Below are 16,075 nucleotides of genomic sequence, written 5' to 3'. Positions count from 1 at the left end.
TATCGGACATATCGAACATCAACCTTCACAGCAGCCACACGAGTTGGCTACCGTGCTCGATCAGGCGGCCCGTACCCCCCCTGGCGACTCACGCCGAATCGGGCGGCCTGCGCCGAATTCGGACTTCCCTCACGGGAGTTCGGAACCGGGGACCCACCATGCACAACCGGGGTGAATCGGACCTGTCTTTCTCGGTCCGTAGGGCGATCTTCCGTTCCGCCCGAACCCGACAGCTAACCCGGTAGGCGGTCCACGGAAGAAGGAGATGCCGGCCTTGGCGTCGCATCGCAAACCGCGTGCCCGTACCGGAATTGCCGGAATGGCAGGTCTACGCGCCAACTCCCCCGCCGTCGGGTTCACGACGGCTGCCCTCGCCTCCGTCACCCTGTTGTCGACGCAGAGCGCCAACGCCGCGCCCGCCGAGCCGAAGCCCTCCGTCGAAGAGGTGCAGAAGAAGGTCGACGACCTGTACCGGCAGGCCGGAACCGCGACCGAGAAGTACAACAAGGCCAAGGAATCCACCGACGAGAAGCGGCGCGAGGTCGACCAGCTGCTCGACGACGCCGCGAAGCGCACCGACAAGCTGAACGAGTCCCGGCGCACCCTGGGCAACTACGCGGCCGCGCAGTACCGGACCGGCGCGGTCACCCCGACCGCGGCGCTGCTGCTCGCGGACAGCCCCCAGGCGTACTTCGACCAGACCCAGCTGATGGACCGGATGACCGACCGTCAGCGCACCGTCATCGACGACTACGAGACCCAGCGGGCCGCGGCCGCCAAGCAGCGGGCGGAGGCGACGAAGAGTCTCGAGTCGCTCACGGACTCCCAGCAGGCGCTGCGCACCAGCAAGCGGGAAGTCCAGGCGAAGCTGAGCGAGGCGCGTTCGCTGCTGTCGAAGCTCACCGCCGAGGAGAAGGCGCGGCTCGCGGCGATCGAGCGCGAGAAGGAGGAAGCGGCCCGCCGTAAGGCCGAGGCCAAGGCCAAGGAGGAGGCGCAGGCCCGCGCCGACGCGGAGGCGGAACGAAAGCGCCAGGAGCAGGAGCAGCCGGGCGCAGGCACGGGCACGGGATCCGGCACCGCCGACAGCAGGTACGCGGCCAAGGCCGACAAGGTCCTGTCGTTCGCCCGTTCGCAGCTGGGCAAGCCGTACGTCTGGGGCGCGACGGGCCCGAGCTCGTACGACTGCTCGGGACTGACCCAGGCCGCCTGGAAGGCGGCCGGCGTGGATCTGCCGCGCACCACCTGGGACCAGGTGAAGGTCGGCACGCGGGTCGCGACGAAGGATCTGCTCCCGGGTGACCTGGTCTTCTTCTACGACGACATCAGCCACGTCGGCATCTACATCGGCGACGGCAAGATGATCCACGCGCCCAAGCCCGGCGCGAACGTCCGCGAGGAGTCGATCTACTACATGCCGATCTACGGCAGCGTGCGTCCGGCATAACGGAACAAGTGGAACGCCCGGGCCCGACCGCGCCCGGGCGTTGTCACGTACGGAAGGCGTTGTCACGTACGGAAAGCGCCGCTCTCACATCGGGAGCGCCGCTCTCACATCAGAAGCGGCGCTCTCACGTCCAGAGCGTGGCGATGAAGATGTTCGCGACCGTCAGTCCGCCCACCGCCCCGAACACCGCCTTGTCCACCTTCTCCTCGTCCCGCTTCACATACACCAGGCCCAGGATCACGATCAGCACCGCCATCTTGATGCCGATCTTGAGGTTGTTCACCGGCTGGTCGTCGGCCTGGTTCAGGCCCACCAGCACCACGCCCGTGACCAGCATCGTCAGCGCGCCGTGCAGCATCGCCGGGATGAAGCGCGCCTCTCCCGCGCCCATCGCCTTCATCTGAGTGAGGAAGCCGCCGAGCAGCGACGCGATGCCGATGATGTGCAGGGCGACAAAGACATTGATGAGTACGTCCATGAGGCGGAGCCTAACCGTCCCCATACCACCACCCTCCGGGGAGGTAGGCCTCGTTCGCCTCATCGGTCACACCGGTAGGGGAATGCGGTCCGGCATCATGAGCAGGGCTCTCACAAGGCGCACGCTCGTGTCCACCTTTGGCCAATATCGGTCCTTACGCCTCTTCGCCGTGACCGCCGCGTTTAGCGTCCTCCCTCAGGTGACCGACTTTCCATCGCCGCCGAGCTCCCGGGCGGCCGCCGGTCACCACCGCCGAGGGATCCGGCGGCGGGCCGCTCCCCCTGTGCGGTCCGCCGTCGGACTCCGACTCGGACCGGCAGGGAACGGAAGGACGTGGACGCCGTCGTGGCAGCGCACCGGAAACCCAGGCAGCATCCGCTCACCGGGCCCGCCGCCCGTACCGCCGCCACCCTCGCGCTCGCCGGCGCAGCGACCGCCACCGCTTTCGAAGGCACCGGGCAGGCCGAGCCCCAGTTGAGCCCCGCACAGGTCAAGGCCAAGGTCGACAGGCTGTACCAGGAGGCGGAGGCAGCCACCGAGAAGTACAACGGGGCCAAGGAGCAGGCCGCCGAGGCGCGCGGGTCGCTCGACGCGCTGCGCGACGAGGCAGTGCGCAGGACCGAGCGGCTCAACACCTCGCGGAATGCGCTCGGTTCGATCGCCACCGCCCAGTACCGCGCCAGCGGCATCGACCCCGGTCTGCAGCTCGCGCTCACTTCCGACCCCGACCAGTATCTGGAGCGCGCCGCTCTCGCCGAGCGGGTCGGCGAGCGGCATGCGGACGCGATCTCCGGCGTACACCGACAGCTGGTGGAGATCGCACAGTTGAAGGCACGGGCGAGCGAGCGGATGAGTGCCCTCAGGGCCCGCCAGACCGAGTTGGCGGAGCACAAGGCGACCATCCAGGAGAAGCTGGCCGCCGCGGAGCGTCTGCTGAACCGGATGACAGCCGAGCAGCGCACGGCGTACGACTCGTCCTACGGCGGCGTGGACGGTGCGACGGATGCCCGCGCCGACCGCTCCGCCGCCCCCCGCGGCTCGCTCCGGGCCCCCAATCCCCGTGCCGCGCAAGCCGTCGCGTACGCATACGGAGCACTGGGCAAACCCTACGTCTGGGGTGCGACGGGCCCGAATGCGTACGACTGCTCCGGTCTCACGCAGTCCGCCTGGCGCTCCGCCGGCGTCTCGCTGCCCCGCACCACCTACACCCAGATCAACACCGGCGAACGCGTGTCGCGCTCTCAACTAGCCCCTGGTGACCTGGTGTTCTTCTACTCCGGTGTCTCACATGTCGGCCTCTACATCGGCGGCGGACAGATGATCCACGCTCCCCGTCCAGGCGCCCCCGTCCGTATCGCGCCCATCGACCAGATGCCCTTCGCGGGTGCGGCCCGCCCCGCGTAGCCACCGCACGGCCCAGCCATCACACACACCACGGCTCCCCACACACCACGGCTCTCCACACACCGCAATGCGCTCGAAATCCGCTTGCCCGGCCGCGCACGGAAGTGACACCATCCCCGGCGTCCCAAGATCCCGATCGCGGCAGGAGCCCTCGTGGACCTCGACGTCCAGAACTACGTACGCACGCTCACGCTCCGCTCGCCCGATCACGTCCGCGTCGGCCCCTTCACGGTGCGCTACAACCCCGACTGGGCCATCCCGCCGGCCAATTACGCCATCCCGGACCACGGAGCGGAGCCGACCACCGAAGAGGTCAACGCTCTGATCGCCGTCTTCCGCGAGCGCGACCGGCAGCCACGCCTGGAGTTCCTGCCGTCGTGCGCGCCCGAGGTCGAGCCGGCCCTGCTCGCGGCCGGATTCAGGGTCGAGCACCGCGCGCCACTGCTGGCCTGCACGCCGGGAACCCTCATAGCTCCGCCGCCGGTCGACGGGATCAGCCTCTCCCAGCCCTCCGACGAGGCCGGGTACACCGCCGCGGCGGGCGTGCAGCATCTCGCGTACGGCGAGACGGGCGGCCCCACCGAGGGGGAAATCGCCTGGCTGCGCGGGGCCGTTGAGGGCGGCGGAGTCGCCGGCCTGGCCACGGACGACAAGGACGGCACACCGGTCGCCACGGGCGGCTGCTCCGTCCCGGTCGACGGACTGAGCGAGCTGTGCGGCCTGGCGGTCGCCTCCTCGCACCGCCGCCGCGGCATCGGCGCGGCCCTGTCCGCGTATCTGACGGCCAACGCCTTCGATCGCGGCTGCCGCGTCGTGTGGCTGGAGCCGGGCGACGCGGACATCGAGCGGATCTATGCGGGGATCGGCTACCGGCGGGTCGGCGACAAGACCGACATGTCACTCCAGTAGGCGATCGCTGTCACCTCAGCAAGCCGCCGCAGTCACTCCGGAGGTCACCGCAGTCACTCCAGAGGCCACGCTGTCACTCCAGCAGCCCACCGCCGGCGGCTGCCGCCTGGCCGTCGGAGGACCTCTGACCGTCCTGGGCCTCGTGGGACACCCCGCCGACGCTGGGCCCTCCCCCGTCCGCAGGCGTCCCGCCGTCCACGCCGCCCTGGTGCTGCGGCCGCATCTGCCGCGTCAGCCACTTGAACGCGTAGGGCAGCTCCCTGCTCCACACCTCCGGCAGATGCCCGCCCCACGTCTGCCGTACTTCCACCAGCGTCGGCGCCTTGGACGCCCGCCTCAGGGCGAGCCCCGGCTCGTAGCCGTCCGCGCCCTCGCCCATCGCCAGCAGCGACACACGTGGCGGCGTCTTCGCCGACTTCAGGATGTTCAGGACGTCGTTCTCGCGCCGCAGCTTCGGGTCGGCGCCCGTCAGCGAGCCGCGCTCGACGGCCGGATCGTTGTACCCGGAGAAGCTGACGGCCGCGCTGAAGCGGTCGGGGTGGGCCAGGGCCAGCTTGGCCGCGCCGTGCCCGCCCGCCGAGTAGCCCGCGATGGCCCAGTTCTCCGGGTTGGGGGAGACCCGGAAGTTGTCGGTGACCACCTTGCGTACGTCGACGCTCAGCCAGCTGTCCGCGTTGACCTCACCCGGTATGTTCGCGTACCCGGCGTCGGACTTGCCGAGCAGCATGGTCCGCGGCGAGACCAGGATGAAGGGCGCGACCTTGCCCGACTCGATCAGCGGCTGGACCTTGCTCTGGAACTTCAGCGCCCTGAACCAGCTCTTCGACGAGCCGGGGAAGCCGGAGAGCACCTCGACGGCCGGGAACTTCTTGTTGCGGTACGCGGGGTCGTTGTACTGCGGCGGCAGCCAGACGTAGACCTCACCCTGCACACCCGATATGGAGCCCTTGAGCGAGGTGCGCAGCAAGCCACTGCCGAGCTGAGGGTCGTTGACCTTCGCGAACTTCAGGGGAACCTTGGGCAGCGAGGAAATCTGTCTGCCGCCCGTGCCGCTCGGGCCGAGGTCGATCGCCGAGTCGACATGGTCGGTCGTGCCGAGCAGATCGTCCCAGCTGTCGTAGAGGCCATTGGCGTTGTTCACCGCCACGAAGACCAAGAGCACGGCGGTGGCCTGCGCGAAGAGCACCATGAACAACCGACCGGCGCCCCGCACCAGAGCGGGACCGCGCAGCCGGCTCCACAGCAGCAACGGCAGCAGGACGGCGATCACGACCAACACGATCGTGATCACGAAGAAGGTGTTCCCCGTCAAATTCATCACGCAAAACAAGAGGTGAACTCGGCACATCTGGTTGCCCGGCTATGTACCGGTTACCTCACAACGGACCTTAGACCAGGCGTCGGGCGGTCGCCCATCGGGTCAGTTCGTGCCGATTGGAGAGCTGAAGTTTCCGCAGCACGGCCGATACGTGCGACTCCACCGTCTTCACCGAGATGAACAGCTGCTTCGCGATTTCCTTGTACGCGTAACCCCGCGCGATCAGCCGCAGCACTTCCCGTTCCCGCTGAGTAAGCCGATCGAGGTCCTCGTCCACCGGTGGTGCGTCCGTCGAGGCGAACGCGTCGAGCACGAAGCCCGCGAGCCGCGGGGAGAAAACCGCGTCGCCCTCCTGCACCCGGAAGACCGAGTCGACCAGATCCGTGCCCGTGATCGTCTTGGTGACATAGCCGCGGGCACCGCCCCGGATCACCCCGATGACGTCCTCGGCCGCGTCGGACACGGACAGCGCCAGGAACCGGACGGGATTCTCCGTGGCCCCCATCAGCGAGGCGCAGCGGCGCAGCACCTCCACCCCGCCGCCGCCCGGCAGATGCACATCCAGCAGGACGACCTCGGGACGGGTCGCCGTGATCACGTTGACGGCCTGGTCGACATCGGCGGCCTCGCCGACCACCTCGACGCCGGTGCGGTCGGTCTGGCCGATCTCGGCCTGCACTCCGGTACGGAACATCCGGTGGTCGTCGACGAGCACGACCCGTACACGCCGCTCGGTGGTCTCTCCAGCAGCCTCGGTCTCGGTCATTCGCCCGCCCTCTCCATCTCCAGCTCGACCTCGGTGCCTCCGCCGGGAACCGAGCGCAGTCGCGCCGTTCCGCCGTGGCGCTGCATCCGGCCGATGATCGATTCTCTTACGCCCATCCGGTCCTGGGGCACCGCATCCGGATCGAATCCGGGTCCCCTGTCCCGCACGGACACGAAGACCGTCCGGCCCTCGACCTCCGCGTAGACCTGGACCGCGCCCCCCTCGCCACCGTACTTGGCCGCATTGACCATCGCCTCACGCGCGGCCTGCATCTGTGCGGACAGTTTCTCGTCGAGGGGGCAGTCGCCGACGACCACGACCTCCAGCGGGACCCCGTGCTTGTCCTCCACCTCGGCGGCGGCCTTCTTCACCGCCTCGGCGAGCGTGTCCGGCTCCTCGCCCTCGTCCTTCCCGGTGCCCCCCGGCTTGTAGAGCCAGTTCCGCAGCTCGCGCTCCTGGGCGCGGGCGAGACGGCGCACTTCGCCGCCGTCGTCGGCGTTCCGCTGGATCAGGGTGAGGGTGTGCAGTACGGAGTCATGGACGTGGGCCGCGACTTCGGCACGCTCCTGGGCCCGGATGCGCATGGTCCGTTCCTCCGAGAGGTCCTGCGTCATCCGCACCAGCCACGGCCCCGCGAGCAGAGCGACACCGGCGATGACGGCGATCGCGGCGGTCAGTACGTTGCCGAGCTGGGCCGCCGAGCCGCGGACCACCATGAAGACGGTCAGGCCCATACCGACCAGCGCCACACCGGCGAGTGCCCGGCCCAGCTGCAGCCGCCGGCGGCGCCGGCTGCCCGTCGACAGGGTGGCCCAGCGTGCGCGGCGGGCGTTGTCCGCCTGGCGCCACACCAGCACCACACCGGCACCGATCATCAGTATCGGCCCGACATAACGGTTCGCGCTGCTGCCCATCTCGACATTGCCGACGAAGATCGCGGCGCCGATCATCAACGCGATCGTCGCGAAAACCTGGCCCTTGTCGGGCTTGCGCAGCCGGCGCCGGCCGTCGGGCGTGGTCTCGAAGACGGAGCGCGGCTCGGGGGTCCTGCCGCCGACGCCGAGCGGTACGACGATCCAGAAGACGGCGTACAGCAGCACGCCGAGGCCGTCGGCCATGAAGAGGCCGAGGAAGACCAGTCGTACCCAGATGACGGGCAGTCCCAGATGCCCGGCCAGCCCGCGCGCCACGCCGCCGAGCATCCGGCCGTCGGCACTGCGGTACAGCTTGCGCAGCGGCTGCTCCTCCGGCACGGGGGCGCGGGAGGGACCGACGGGTCGGGGCGCGGCGACTGGCATGCCCCGATCGTCACATGCAAGGACAGGCCGCGGTATCAGGGGCGTCCCTTAAACCGACCCTGAGAGCCGCCCGCGATATCAGGGAAGGGCCAGGGTCGGCGTGGGTGCCATCACAGCGCGGCGCCCGTCACCATGGACATATGAATCAGCCGACCCCACCACCGGCGGCGCATGGCACGCGGCCGGAGGCGCAGCCCGCTGTGGCGCCGCCCGAGGCGCAGCAGTTGCGCCGCACGCCCCGCCAGAAAGTCGTGGCCGGCGTCTGCGGCGGGCTCGGCCGGTACTTCGACATCGACCCGGTGATATTCCGGATCGTCATCGGAGTGCTCTCCGTGACCGGCGGCGTCGGCCTGATCTTCTACGGCTTCGCCTGGCTGCTGATCCCGTCCGAGGACGAGGAGGAGAACGAGGTGCGCCGGCTGCTGTCCGGCCGGGTCGACGGCGCTTCCCTCACCGCCGTACTCCTCGCTCTCATCGGCTGCGGGCTGTTCCTCTCGATGCTGAGCAACGGCGGGACGCTCGCCTTCGCCGCGCTGCTCTCCCTCGCGGTGGCCGGCGCTGCCGTGTGGTCGCAGCGCCGCCGTCTCACCGCGCCCGACGGCGTACCGCTGGACCCGGCGACGGCGCACGCGGTGGCCGAGGCGCCACCCGAGACGAAAGCGCCGCCCGTGACCGACAAGCCCTCGTGGTGGCGGGACCCGATCGTCAAGGACGGCACGACAGGGCCGGTGCCGACCGGCTATCTGTGGGGTCCGGAGAGCGCGGTGGCGGAGGCCGGCGCGACGCGCCGGCCCCGTAGGACCGCGGCTGCCTCCTATGCGCGCGGGCCGCGCGGAATCGGCGGCACCGTCTTCCTTCTCGCGCTCCTCGCGGGCGGCATCGGCACCGGGAGCAGCTGGGACAGCCGGCCGCTGGGCACGAGCCTGCAGATCGGACTCGTCTGCGCGCTGGCGGTGTTCGGGCTGGGTCTGCTGGTCAGCTCGCTGTTCGGCCGAACCGGCTTCGGCACGATCATGATGACGGTGATCACGGCGGTGCTGCTGGCGGGAGCGGCCGCGCTGCCCAAGGACATCACCACCGAGTGGATACGTACGGAGTGGAAGCCGGCCTCGGTCGCCGCAGTCCAGCCGCGGTACGAGCTCGGCTCGGGAGACGCGACGCTCGACCTGTCCTCTCTCACCGTCCCGGCGGGCCGGACGGTTTCGACGAAGGCCGAGGTCGCGGCGGGTCGGCTCAGGGTGGTCGTACCGAAGAACGCGACGGTGCAGCTGCGGGCCGAGGCGGGCATCGGCGATGTCCGTCTGCCCGGCGACGCCCCGAACGACATCGACGTCTCGCCCGATCAGCAACGGCAGAAGACGCTGCCGGCGCCCGTCGGCGCGAAGCCGTCCGGCACGCTGGATCTACGTCTGGAAGTGGGCATCGGACAGGTGGAGGTAACCCGTGCCGCGTCGTGAACTCCGGCATGATTTCCGGCCCGGCAAACTGGTCGCGGGTCTCGCCGTGCTGGCCGCAGCGCTGCTGTACGCGGGCGATGCGGCCGGCTCCTGGCAGACACCGTTCTATGTGGTGTTCCCGGTCGTCTTCGGCGGTCTGTTCCTGGCCGGGGCGGTGAGCCTGATGTACTACGGCATCCGGCGCCGCCGTTTGGCCAGCAGCGCGTCGAGCGAGAACACCGCAGCGCCGGCGAGCACCAGCGGCAGCCAGGCCATCAGATAGGCGAGGTCATTGCCGTAGTAGTACGGCTTCGTCTGCCAGCTCACGGTCAGCCACAGGCTCAGCGAGATGAGCGCCCCGCCGAGCGCGGCCAGCCGGGTCAGCAGTCCGACGAGAGTGCCGATTCCGACGGCGAGCTCACCGAAGGCGATGGCGTAACCGAAGCCCTCGGGGTTCTTGAGCGCCAGGTCGACAAGGGCGGGCACGGCGGAGGTGTCGCGCACGCTGCGCATGATGTCGCCGACGGAACCGGCTCCGCTCGCCGCCATGAACTGGCTGTCCGTGAGCTTGTCGATGCCCGCATAGATGAATGTCACGCCGAGGAAGAGCCTCAGCGGCAGGAGGGCGTAGTGGCTCGCCCGCTCCTTCCAGCCGCCCTGCCCTCCGTCGACCGTTCCGTAGGCCGCTGTCGTGCTGTACGTGTGTGTCATTCCTGGTCCCGCCTTCGGTTGACCCGTCAACTGACCATACGTACGACGAAGCCGCGCGGCTCACCAGGCATGCGGCGCACTCTGTGACAACACCCGGTCCGGCGTAGGTCGTCACCTCAGCCGTCACTCCCGTCACGTGAGTCCCCGACGGGAGTCCCGGACGTCAGTCGGTCACGTCGATGACGCAGCGATTGCTCTCCGCGCCCGATGCCGTCACCACCTGAACATCCACCCGCCCGGGCTCGACCTCCGCCGGGACCGGCACGATGAGCACGGTGTCGGTCGGGTTGGCGAAGCCGCCCGACACCGGGATCAGCGGGACATGGACATGGACGGCGCCGATACGGACGACCATCCGGGCCAACCGGTCAGGAGCCGCGGCACCCGGCGGTACGAAGCAAGCGCCGCGGATCTCGATGTCGTCGCCGGTACGGATCGGGCCGTCCAGGTCCCCGGCCTCGCGGGCCCGGACGACCGAGAACACAACGGGCCGTCCTCCTTCCGCGTGCTTCGCTGCGAAGTACGTCATCGCCGAGACCGCGACCAGCAGCGCGAGCCCCCACGGCAGATCGGGCAGCTGCTCGGGCCGGCGGGCCAGCCGAACCAGCGCGAAGACCGCCGCGGCGGCACTCACCAGCGTGTACTGCACATCCGCGAAGCTGCCGCGGCCGGCGTCGTCGCAGAGCAGATCGGCCGGCCTCGGGCGGTCGGCGCGCACCTTCTGGAGCCGCTTGCCGAGGACGCGTACGGCGACCACGCGGCGTACGACGACGGCGATCGCGCACACGAGCGCGAGGACGGAGAGCACGCCGGCGCCACGGGCGAGACCGAGCCCTTCGATCAGCTTGTCCCGGTGGGCCGCGGTCGAGGCGAACGCCAGCTGGAGGGCCAGCACAAGGACCGCGAACACGACGAGCAGCACCCATGCCATGGCGACGGCGCGCGAGGTCGACAGGCGGTTGTCCTCGCCGATCAGCGGCGCGAGAAGCCCGCCGCGCGACCGGTGCAGGCGTGCCGCGCCGGTCAGCAGCCCGGCGACGGCGAGCGCGGCCAGCAGACCTGCCGTACGCGCAGCCGTCCAGCCCGCGCCGATCGCGGTCACCGTCTGCCCCAGCGCCAGGACCGCGAGGCCGCCCCATAAGACCAGCAGGGTGCGGCACCAGACCAGTCGGAGCCAGGCCTCGCCCACCTCACGGCTGCGATCGGCGACCGTGCGCGCCGATTGCGTCAGCTCGTCCGACACCCACTGGCGCGAGGCGACCGAAGAGTGCGAGAGAGCGACCGGCAGTCCCTGCCCGGTGGCCAGCTCGTCCCGTTTGGCGAGGAAGGCTGCCACTGCCCGCCGATGCCCTTCGCGCGCCCCGTGCGTACATTCGCCGCACTGTCCCGCTTCCTGCACCGCCACGACCGACGCCACCTTCCCCGCCCCGAACCGACTGAACTTCCCCTTGATTGCTGGGAATTGTGCCGTACGGAAGGGGAGCACGCCGCAGCGCCCGAGGCCACGGCGGGTGAATGCGCCACTGCCCGGTTGACCGCGCCTATTCCACGAGGCCGGGTTCGGACCGGCTGATCTGCCGCCACATGGGCTGGTAGTTGATCCATGCGACCAGATCGGTGCCGAGCTGCTCGCGCGTCGCGACCGCGTCCCTGTGCTCGATCAGCACCGGCTTGCCCGCGGCCCGCGCCGCGAGCTGAACCTGCGCGCAGCGCTCCATGGAGATGAACCACCAGGCCGCCGCGTCCACCGAGTCGCCCACGGTCAGGAGCCCGTGGTTGCGCAGGATGACGGCCTTGTACGCACCGAGGGCGCCGGCGATCCGCCGCCCCTCCTCCTCGTCGACGACCACTCCGGTGTAGCGGTCGACCAGGGCGTGGTCCTCGTAGAAAGCGCAGGCTTCCTGTGTGAACGGCTCGATGAGCTCACCGAGCGCGGACAGGGCCCGCCCGTGCAGGGAGTGGGTGTGCGCGACGGCGATGATCTCGGGCCGGGCGCGGTGCACCTGGGCGTGCACGGCGAAAGCGGCCTGATTGACGTGGTGCCGGCCCACCACGACCTGCCCCTCCCCGTTCACGAGGATCAGATCGCCGGCCGTGACATGCGCGAACGGCACGCCGAACGGATTCACCCAGAAGCAGTCGGTGAACTCCGGGTCCCGTGCGGTGATATGACCGGACACCCCGTCCTCGTACCCGAAACGCCCGAACAGCCGCAGCGCCCCGGCGAGCCGCTCCTTCCGGTACGCCCGCTCGTCCGCCACGGACTCATGCACGGGCGGCATGGCGAATCGCAGCTGCTCGACCGGGATGGGAGCGGGCGTCTCAGTCATGGCTGGGAAGCTACCTCCGGGTACCTCAACTGACCAGAGACTTCACGCGCCTCGCACGGCTTCCGCGAGAATGCGCCCATGACCGAACCGACATCCCCACTGGTTTCCCTTCTGGGCCTGGAAAAGCACATCGAGGGCGGCTGGTTCAAGGAGACCTGGAGGACGGCGGGCTCGACGACCCCGCCGGGCTACCCCGGCCCGCGCCCGTACGCGACCGGCATCTACTTCCTGCTCCACCCCGGCGAGGGCTCGCGCTGGCACCGCGTACGCTCCGACGAACTCTGGCTGTGGCACCGCGGCGGCCCGCTGCGTCTGCGCCTCGGCGGCACGGACGAGAAGCCCTCCGAGGCAACGACGCTGGTGCTGGGCCCCTCGCTGGAGTCCGGCGAACGGCCACAGCTCCTGGTCCCGGCCGGCACCTGGCAGGCCGCTGAACCTGCGGGCGACGAACCGGTCCTGGTCACCTGCATCGTCGCGCCGGGCTTCCACTACGAGGACTTCGAGCTGGAGCCTTCCCAGGTCCGCAGCCGCCCCGGAAACGGCGACGCCGCCGCTCACACAAGGTGAGCGGCGGCGTCGCCGTCGGCCCTGCGGAGGGGGCTACTCCCACTCGATGGTGCCCGGCGGCTTGGAGGTCACATCCAGCACCACGCGGTTGACGTCCGCGACCTCGTTGGTGATCCGCGTCGAGATCCTGGCCAGCACGTCGTACGGCATCCGCGTCCAGTCCGCCGTCATCGCGTCCTCCGACGAGACGGGACGGAGCACGATCGGGTGGCCGTAGGTGCGGCCGTCGCCCTGGACGCCCACGGAGCGCACGTCCGCGAGCAGCACCACCGGGCACTGCCAGATGTCGCGGTCCAGGCCGGCCGCCGTGAGCTCCTCGCGGGCGATCGCGTCCGCGTCGCGCAGCAGGTCGAGGCGGTCCTTGGTGACCTCGCCGACGATACGGATGCCGAGGCCCGGGCCCGGGAAGGGCTGGCGCTGGACGATCTCGTCCGGCAGGCCGAGCTCCTGGCCGACCATCCGTACCTCGTCCTTGAACAGCTTGCGCAGGGGCTCGACGAGCTCGAACTCGAGGTCTTCCGGAAGCCCGCCGACGTTGTGGTGGGACTTGATGTTGGCGGTGCCGGTGCCGCCGCCGGACTCGACCACGTCCGGGTAGAGCGTGCCCTGCACGAGGAAGGCGACGTCCTCGCCATGCGCGGCCTCGGCGATGATCTCGGCCTGCGCCTGCTCGAAGACCCGGATGAACTCGCGGCCGATGATCTTCCGCTTCTCCTCGGGGTCGGAGACCCCGGCGAGAGCGTCGAGGAAGCGGTCGGCGGCCTCGACGACCTTCAGCTGCACGCCGGTCGCCGCGACGAAGTCCTTCTCGACCTGCTCCGTCTCACCCTTGCGCATCAGGCCGTGGTCGACGTACACGCAGGTCAGCTGGGAGCCGATGGCCTTCTGCACGAGTGCGGCGGCGACCGCGGAGTCCACGCCGCCGGACAGACCGCAGATGGCGCGCTTGGTGCCGACCTGCGCGCGGATCGCCGCGACCTGCTCCTCGATGACATTGCCGGTGGTCCAGTTCGGCTCGATGCCGGCGCCACGGTAGAGGAAGTGCTCCAGGACCTGCTGGCCGTACGTCGAGTGCATCACCTCGGGGTGGTGCTGGACGCCGTACAGCTTCTTCTCGTCGTTCTCGAAGGCCGCGACCGGCACCACGTCGGTGGACGCGGTGACCGTGAAGCCCTCGGGGGCGGCGGAGCAGGCGTCGCCGTGCGACATCCACACCGGCTGCTCGGCCGGGGTGCCCTCGAAGAGCGTCGAGCCGGTCTTGGAGACGTGCAGCGGCGTACGGCCGTACTCACGCGCTCCCGTGTTGTCGACGGTGCCACCGAGCATCGTCGCCATCAGCTGGAAGCCGTAGCACATACCGAAGACGGGGACACCGGCCTCGAAGAGCGCGCGGTCGAGCCGCGGGGCGCCTTCCGCGTACACGGAGGACGGGCCGCCGGAGAGGATGATCGCCTTCGGGTTCTTGGCCAGCATCTCGGCCACGGGCATCGTGGACGGGACGATCTCGCTGTAGACCCGGGCCTCACGGACGCGGCGGGCGATGAGCTGTGCGTACTGCGCGCCGAAGTCAACAACGAGGACGACGTCCGGGGCGTTGCTGTCGGGGGCGGCGGAGGGTGCTGCTGGCACGGGTGGCGGCCTTCCGGCGGTGGGAGGGGGTCGGTATTTGTCGATTCTACCGGCGCGGCCGGACCGCTTTTCGTCTCACCATCCGAACCCGGTTTTGGCAGCGGTCGGCGCGAGGTCCATACTTCACCCATGCACAAGCAGCTGACCTCCGTCTTTACCTATGGCACCGGCCCGTCCGGCTGCCATGGTCGTGCTGCTTGAGCCACTGACAAGCAACTTCCCAGGCGCCCCGGGCCGACAAGGCCCGGGGCGTTCTGTCATTTCCGGGCCTTGCCGCTCTGGGGCACCGACCCCGACAAGGAGCCCCGCATGACCGTCACGACCGACACCGGAGCCCGTACCGACGAGGCCGCCTCCCTCATCGGCGACGCGCGCGGCCGCATCGACGCGCTCGACGACCGGATCATCGGACTCATCCAGGAACGGATGGCCGTCTCGGCCGTCATTCAGGAGGCCCGGGTCTCCTCCGGCGGCCGCCGGGTGAATCTGTCGCGCGAAATGGAGGTTCTCGGCCATTTCCGCGACGCGCTCGGAAAGCCGGGAACGGCGCTCGCGATGACGCTGCTCGAGCTCTGCCGGGGCCGGATCTGAGGCCGTGTCCGAACCTGCGCAGGCATCCGCTTACGGACCTGAGTTCGGGCGCGTCCTCACCCGTACGGCGCGTGACCGCACGCACCGGGGCTTCGTTGGTACCGATGTCCGTGCCAGCCAGGGGCGGGCCAGGAAGGAAAAACCACGCGTGGCTCCGCTGGGGCGTGTGACGTGCCGCTGGTACGTCGTGGGACCTCGCCCCAGCGCCCGTGACCGGTCGGCAGGGGACAGCAGCCCGGTCACCCCAAGGGCGGTCGGCTCCGGGGACGCCCGGGGCCGACCGCATCCGGTCGAAACGGTTGCGCAGGCCGCAGCCCGTCCAGCACGATGCAAGACAAGTCGTCCCCGTTTCTGCGCAACCACATTGCCAAAGGTCGATACCACTCGTGCGCCCCAAGTGCGCCGGGTCGGCGACCCTCCCCACGCGGCGCTACCCCCCCGGGCGCCGCACCTCGGCACCGGCGCTGCCCTGACGTCGGTGCTGACCACCAGGGGCCCCGCGGATCATGCATCCGCGGGGCCTCTGCTCTGCGCGCAAGCGCAACGTGCTGCGCCTCAGCCTTCGCCGTGTTCTGCGCCTCAGCCTCCGGGAACGACCACGACCGGATCGCCGGGCTTCCAGGTGCCGTCGCTCCACTCGGGCGTGGGGACGGGGAGGCCGGGCGCGGGCGGCGGGTTGGAGCCCCGGTTGGGGTTCTGCGGCCTGGACGGGGCGGGTTGCCCGGCACCGCTCTCCTTCGTACGCCGCGGCGTCGCTGTACGGGTGCTCTGCGTCCTTTCCTTGGACACGGCCGTACGTGAAGGAGCGGGCAGCACGGAAGCCGGCGCCGAGGTGGAGACCGACGGGGACGGCGACGTGGTGGATGACGCGGACGCGGACGGGGACACCGTGGTCTTGGCGGGCGGCGACGCATCCTTCGCGCCCCCGCCCGAACAGGCGGCCGCACCCAGAGCCATGACCACCGTGAGCAGGCACGCGGCTCCCGGCGTCGCTCGCGAGCGAGGGTTCACTTTGTTCGTTCTCCTGTCGTCACTGGTTGGCGCAGGTTCGACCAGGAGCCGAGGGGGAAGGTTGCGCGGCCGTAGATCACGGAATGACGACGAGCCTCAGGTCGGCGAACTCGTCGGGCGCGTCACCCCTCAGGTGGGTCGGCCGGGTAACGCGTCGGGCTCGCCCGGCCTCAGTCGGGATGA

15 protein-coding genes and 1 riboswitch are annotated in these 16,075 nt (G+C 70.0%); of the genes, 6 read left to right on the top strand and 9 right to left on the bottom strand.

The features are described 5' to 3' along the window. Positions 1-100 precede the first annotated feature (100 nt). A riboswitch (cyclic di-AMP (ydaO/yuaA leader) is annotated at positions 101-263 on the top strand. A 2-nt stretch (positions 264-265) separates the two neighbouring features. Beyond that, the gene (locus tag ACWDZ6_RS12860) at positions 266-1,444 is read left to right on the top strand and encodes an NlpC/P60 family protein (RefSeq protein WP_451502853.1); all 1,179 of its coding nucleotides are present in this window, start codon (positions 266-268) and stop codon (positions 1,442-1,444) included. Positions 1,445-1,568: 124 nt separating this feature from the next. On the opposite strand, the gene ACWDZ6_RS12855 is transcribed toward ACWDZ6_RS12860, so the two are convergent. Next, on the bottom strand, positions 1,569-1,922 hold the full coding sequence (locus ACWDZ6_RS12855; RefSeq protein ID WP_366730036.1) for a hypothetical protein: 354 nt from the start codon (positions 1,920-1,922) through the stop codon (positions 1,569-1,571). Positions 1,923-2,267: 345 nt separating this feature from the next. Here ACWDZ6_RS12855 and ACWDZ6_RS12850 point away from each other — a divergent pair, with 345 nt between their 5' ends. Continuing rightward, on the top strand, positions 2,268-3,326 hold the full coding sequence (locus ACWDZ6_RS12850) for an NlpC/P60 family protein (protein WP_451502966.1): 1,059 nt from the start codon (positions 2,268-2,270) through the stop codon (positions 3,324-3,326). A gap of 153 nt (positions 3,327-3,479) precedes the next feature. Beyond that, positions 3,480-4,235 (top strand): GNAT family N-acetyltransferase, encoded by a 756-nt coding sequence (locus tag ACWDZ6_RS12845; RefSeq protein WP_389174274.1) that lies wholly within the window; start codon positions 3,480-3,482, stop codon positions 4,233-4,235. A 73-nt stretch (positions 4,236-4,308) separates the two neighbouring features. Here ACWDZ6_RS12845 and ACWDZ6_RS12840 read toward each other — a convergent pair whose 3' ends face one another. From ACWDZ6_RS12840 to ACWDZ6_RS12830, 3 genes are all read right to left on the bottom strand, one after another. Then, positions 4,309-5,553, bottom strand: a complete 1,245-nt coding sequence (locus ACWDZ6_RS12840; protein WP_451502852.1) for an alpha/beta hydrolase — start codon at positions 5,551-5,553, stop codon at positions 4,309-4,311. A 70-nt stretch (positions 5,554-5,623) separates the two neighbouring features. Continuing rightward, positions 5,624-6,319, bottom strand: coding sequence for a response regulator transcription factor (locus ACWDZ6_RS12835; protein ID WP_366730032.1), 696 nt, complete (start codon positions 6,317-6,319; stop codon positions 5,624-5,626). Then, on the bottom strand, positions 6,316-7,617 hold the full coding sequence (locus tag ACWDZ6_RS12830) for a PspC domain-containing protein (RefSeq protein ID WP_451502851.1): 1,302 nt from the start codon (positions 7,615-7,617) through the stop codon (positions 6,316-6,318). Before ACWDZ6_RS12830 ends, ACWDZ6_RS12835 begins: the two co-directional genes overlap by 4 nt. 140 nt (positions 7,618-7,757) lie before the next feature. Between ACWDZ6_RS12830 and ACWDZ6_RS12825 the strand changes: the two genes are divergently transcribed. Further along, positions 7,758-9,074, top strand: coding sequence for a PspC domain-containing protein (locus ACWDZ6_RS12825; RefSeq protein WP_451502850.1), 1,317 nt, complete (start codon positions 7,758-7,760; stop codon positions 9,072-9,074). Between the two features lie 168 nt (positions 9,075-9,242). Here ACWDZ6_RS12825 and ACWDZ6_RS12820 read toward each other — a convergent pair whose 3' ends face one another. From ACWDZ6_RS12820 to ACWDZ6_RS12810, 3 genes are all read right to left on the bottom strand, one after another. Next, complete coding sequence (locus ACWDZ6_RS12820) at positions 9,243-9,764, bottom strand: DoxX family protein (RefSeq protein WP_389174262.1); 522 nt, start codon at positions 9,762-9,764, stop codon at positions 9,243-9,245. 163 nt (positions 9,765-9,927) lie between these two features. Beyond that, entirely contained in the window at positions 9,928-11,169 is a 1,242-nt protein-coding gene (locus ACWDZ6_RS12815) for a hypothetical protein (protein ID WP_451502849.1), read from the bottom strand. A gap of 136 nt (positions 11,170-11,305) precedes the next feature. Then, positions 11,306-12,094, bottom strand: coding sequence for a class II aldolase/adducin family protein (locus ACWDZ6_RS12810; protein WP_451502848.1), 789 nt, complete (start codon positions 12,092-12,094; stop codon positions 11,306-11,308). A gap of 78 nt (positions 12,095-12,172) precedes the next feature. On the opposite strand from ACWDZ6_RS12810, the gene ACWDZ6_RS12805 reads away from it, so the two are divergent. Next, a complete protein-coding gene (locus tag ACWDZ6_RS12805) occupies positions 12,173-12,661 on the top strand; it encodes a cupin domain-containing protein (protein WP_451502847.1) in 489 nt (162 codons plus the stop codon). Between the two features lie 33 nt (positions 12,662-12,694). Here ACWDZ6_RS12805 and guaA read toward each other — a convergent pair whose 3' ends face one another. Beyond that, entirely contained in the window at positions 12,695-14,290 is a 1,596-nt protein-coding gene (gene guaA / locus ACWDZ6_RS12800; protein WP_366730025.1) for a glutamine-hydrolyzing GMP synthase, read from the bottom strand. A gap of 309 nt (positions 14,291-14,599) precedes the next feature. On the opposite strand from guaA, the gene ACWDZ6_RS12795 reads away from it, so the two are divergent. Beyond that, positions 14,600-14,881, top strand: a complete 282-nt coding sequence (locus ACWDZ6_RS12795) for a chorismate mutase (protein ID WP_451502846.1) — start codon at positions 14,600-14,602, stop codon at positions 14,879-14,881. A 579-nt stretch (positions 14,882-15,460) separates the two neighbouring features. Here the strand turns inward: ACWDZ6_RS12795 and ACWDZ6_RS12790 are convergent. Continuing rightward, on the bottom strand, positions 15,461-15,892 hold the full coding sequence (locus ACWDZ6_RS12790) for a hypothetical protein (protein ID WP_451502845.1): 432 nt from the start codon (positions 15,890-15,892) through the stop codon (positions 15,461-15,463). Positions 15,893-16,075: the final 183 nt, after the last annotated feature.

Source organism: Streptomyces sp. NPDC002926 (assembly GCF_053591755.1).
The sequence above is the reverse complement of the archived record's forward strand: the minus strand, read 5'-3'. Positions and strand labels throughout refer to the sequence as shown.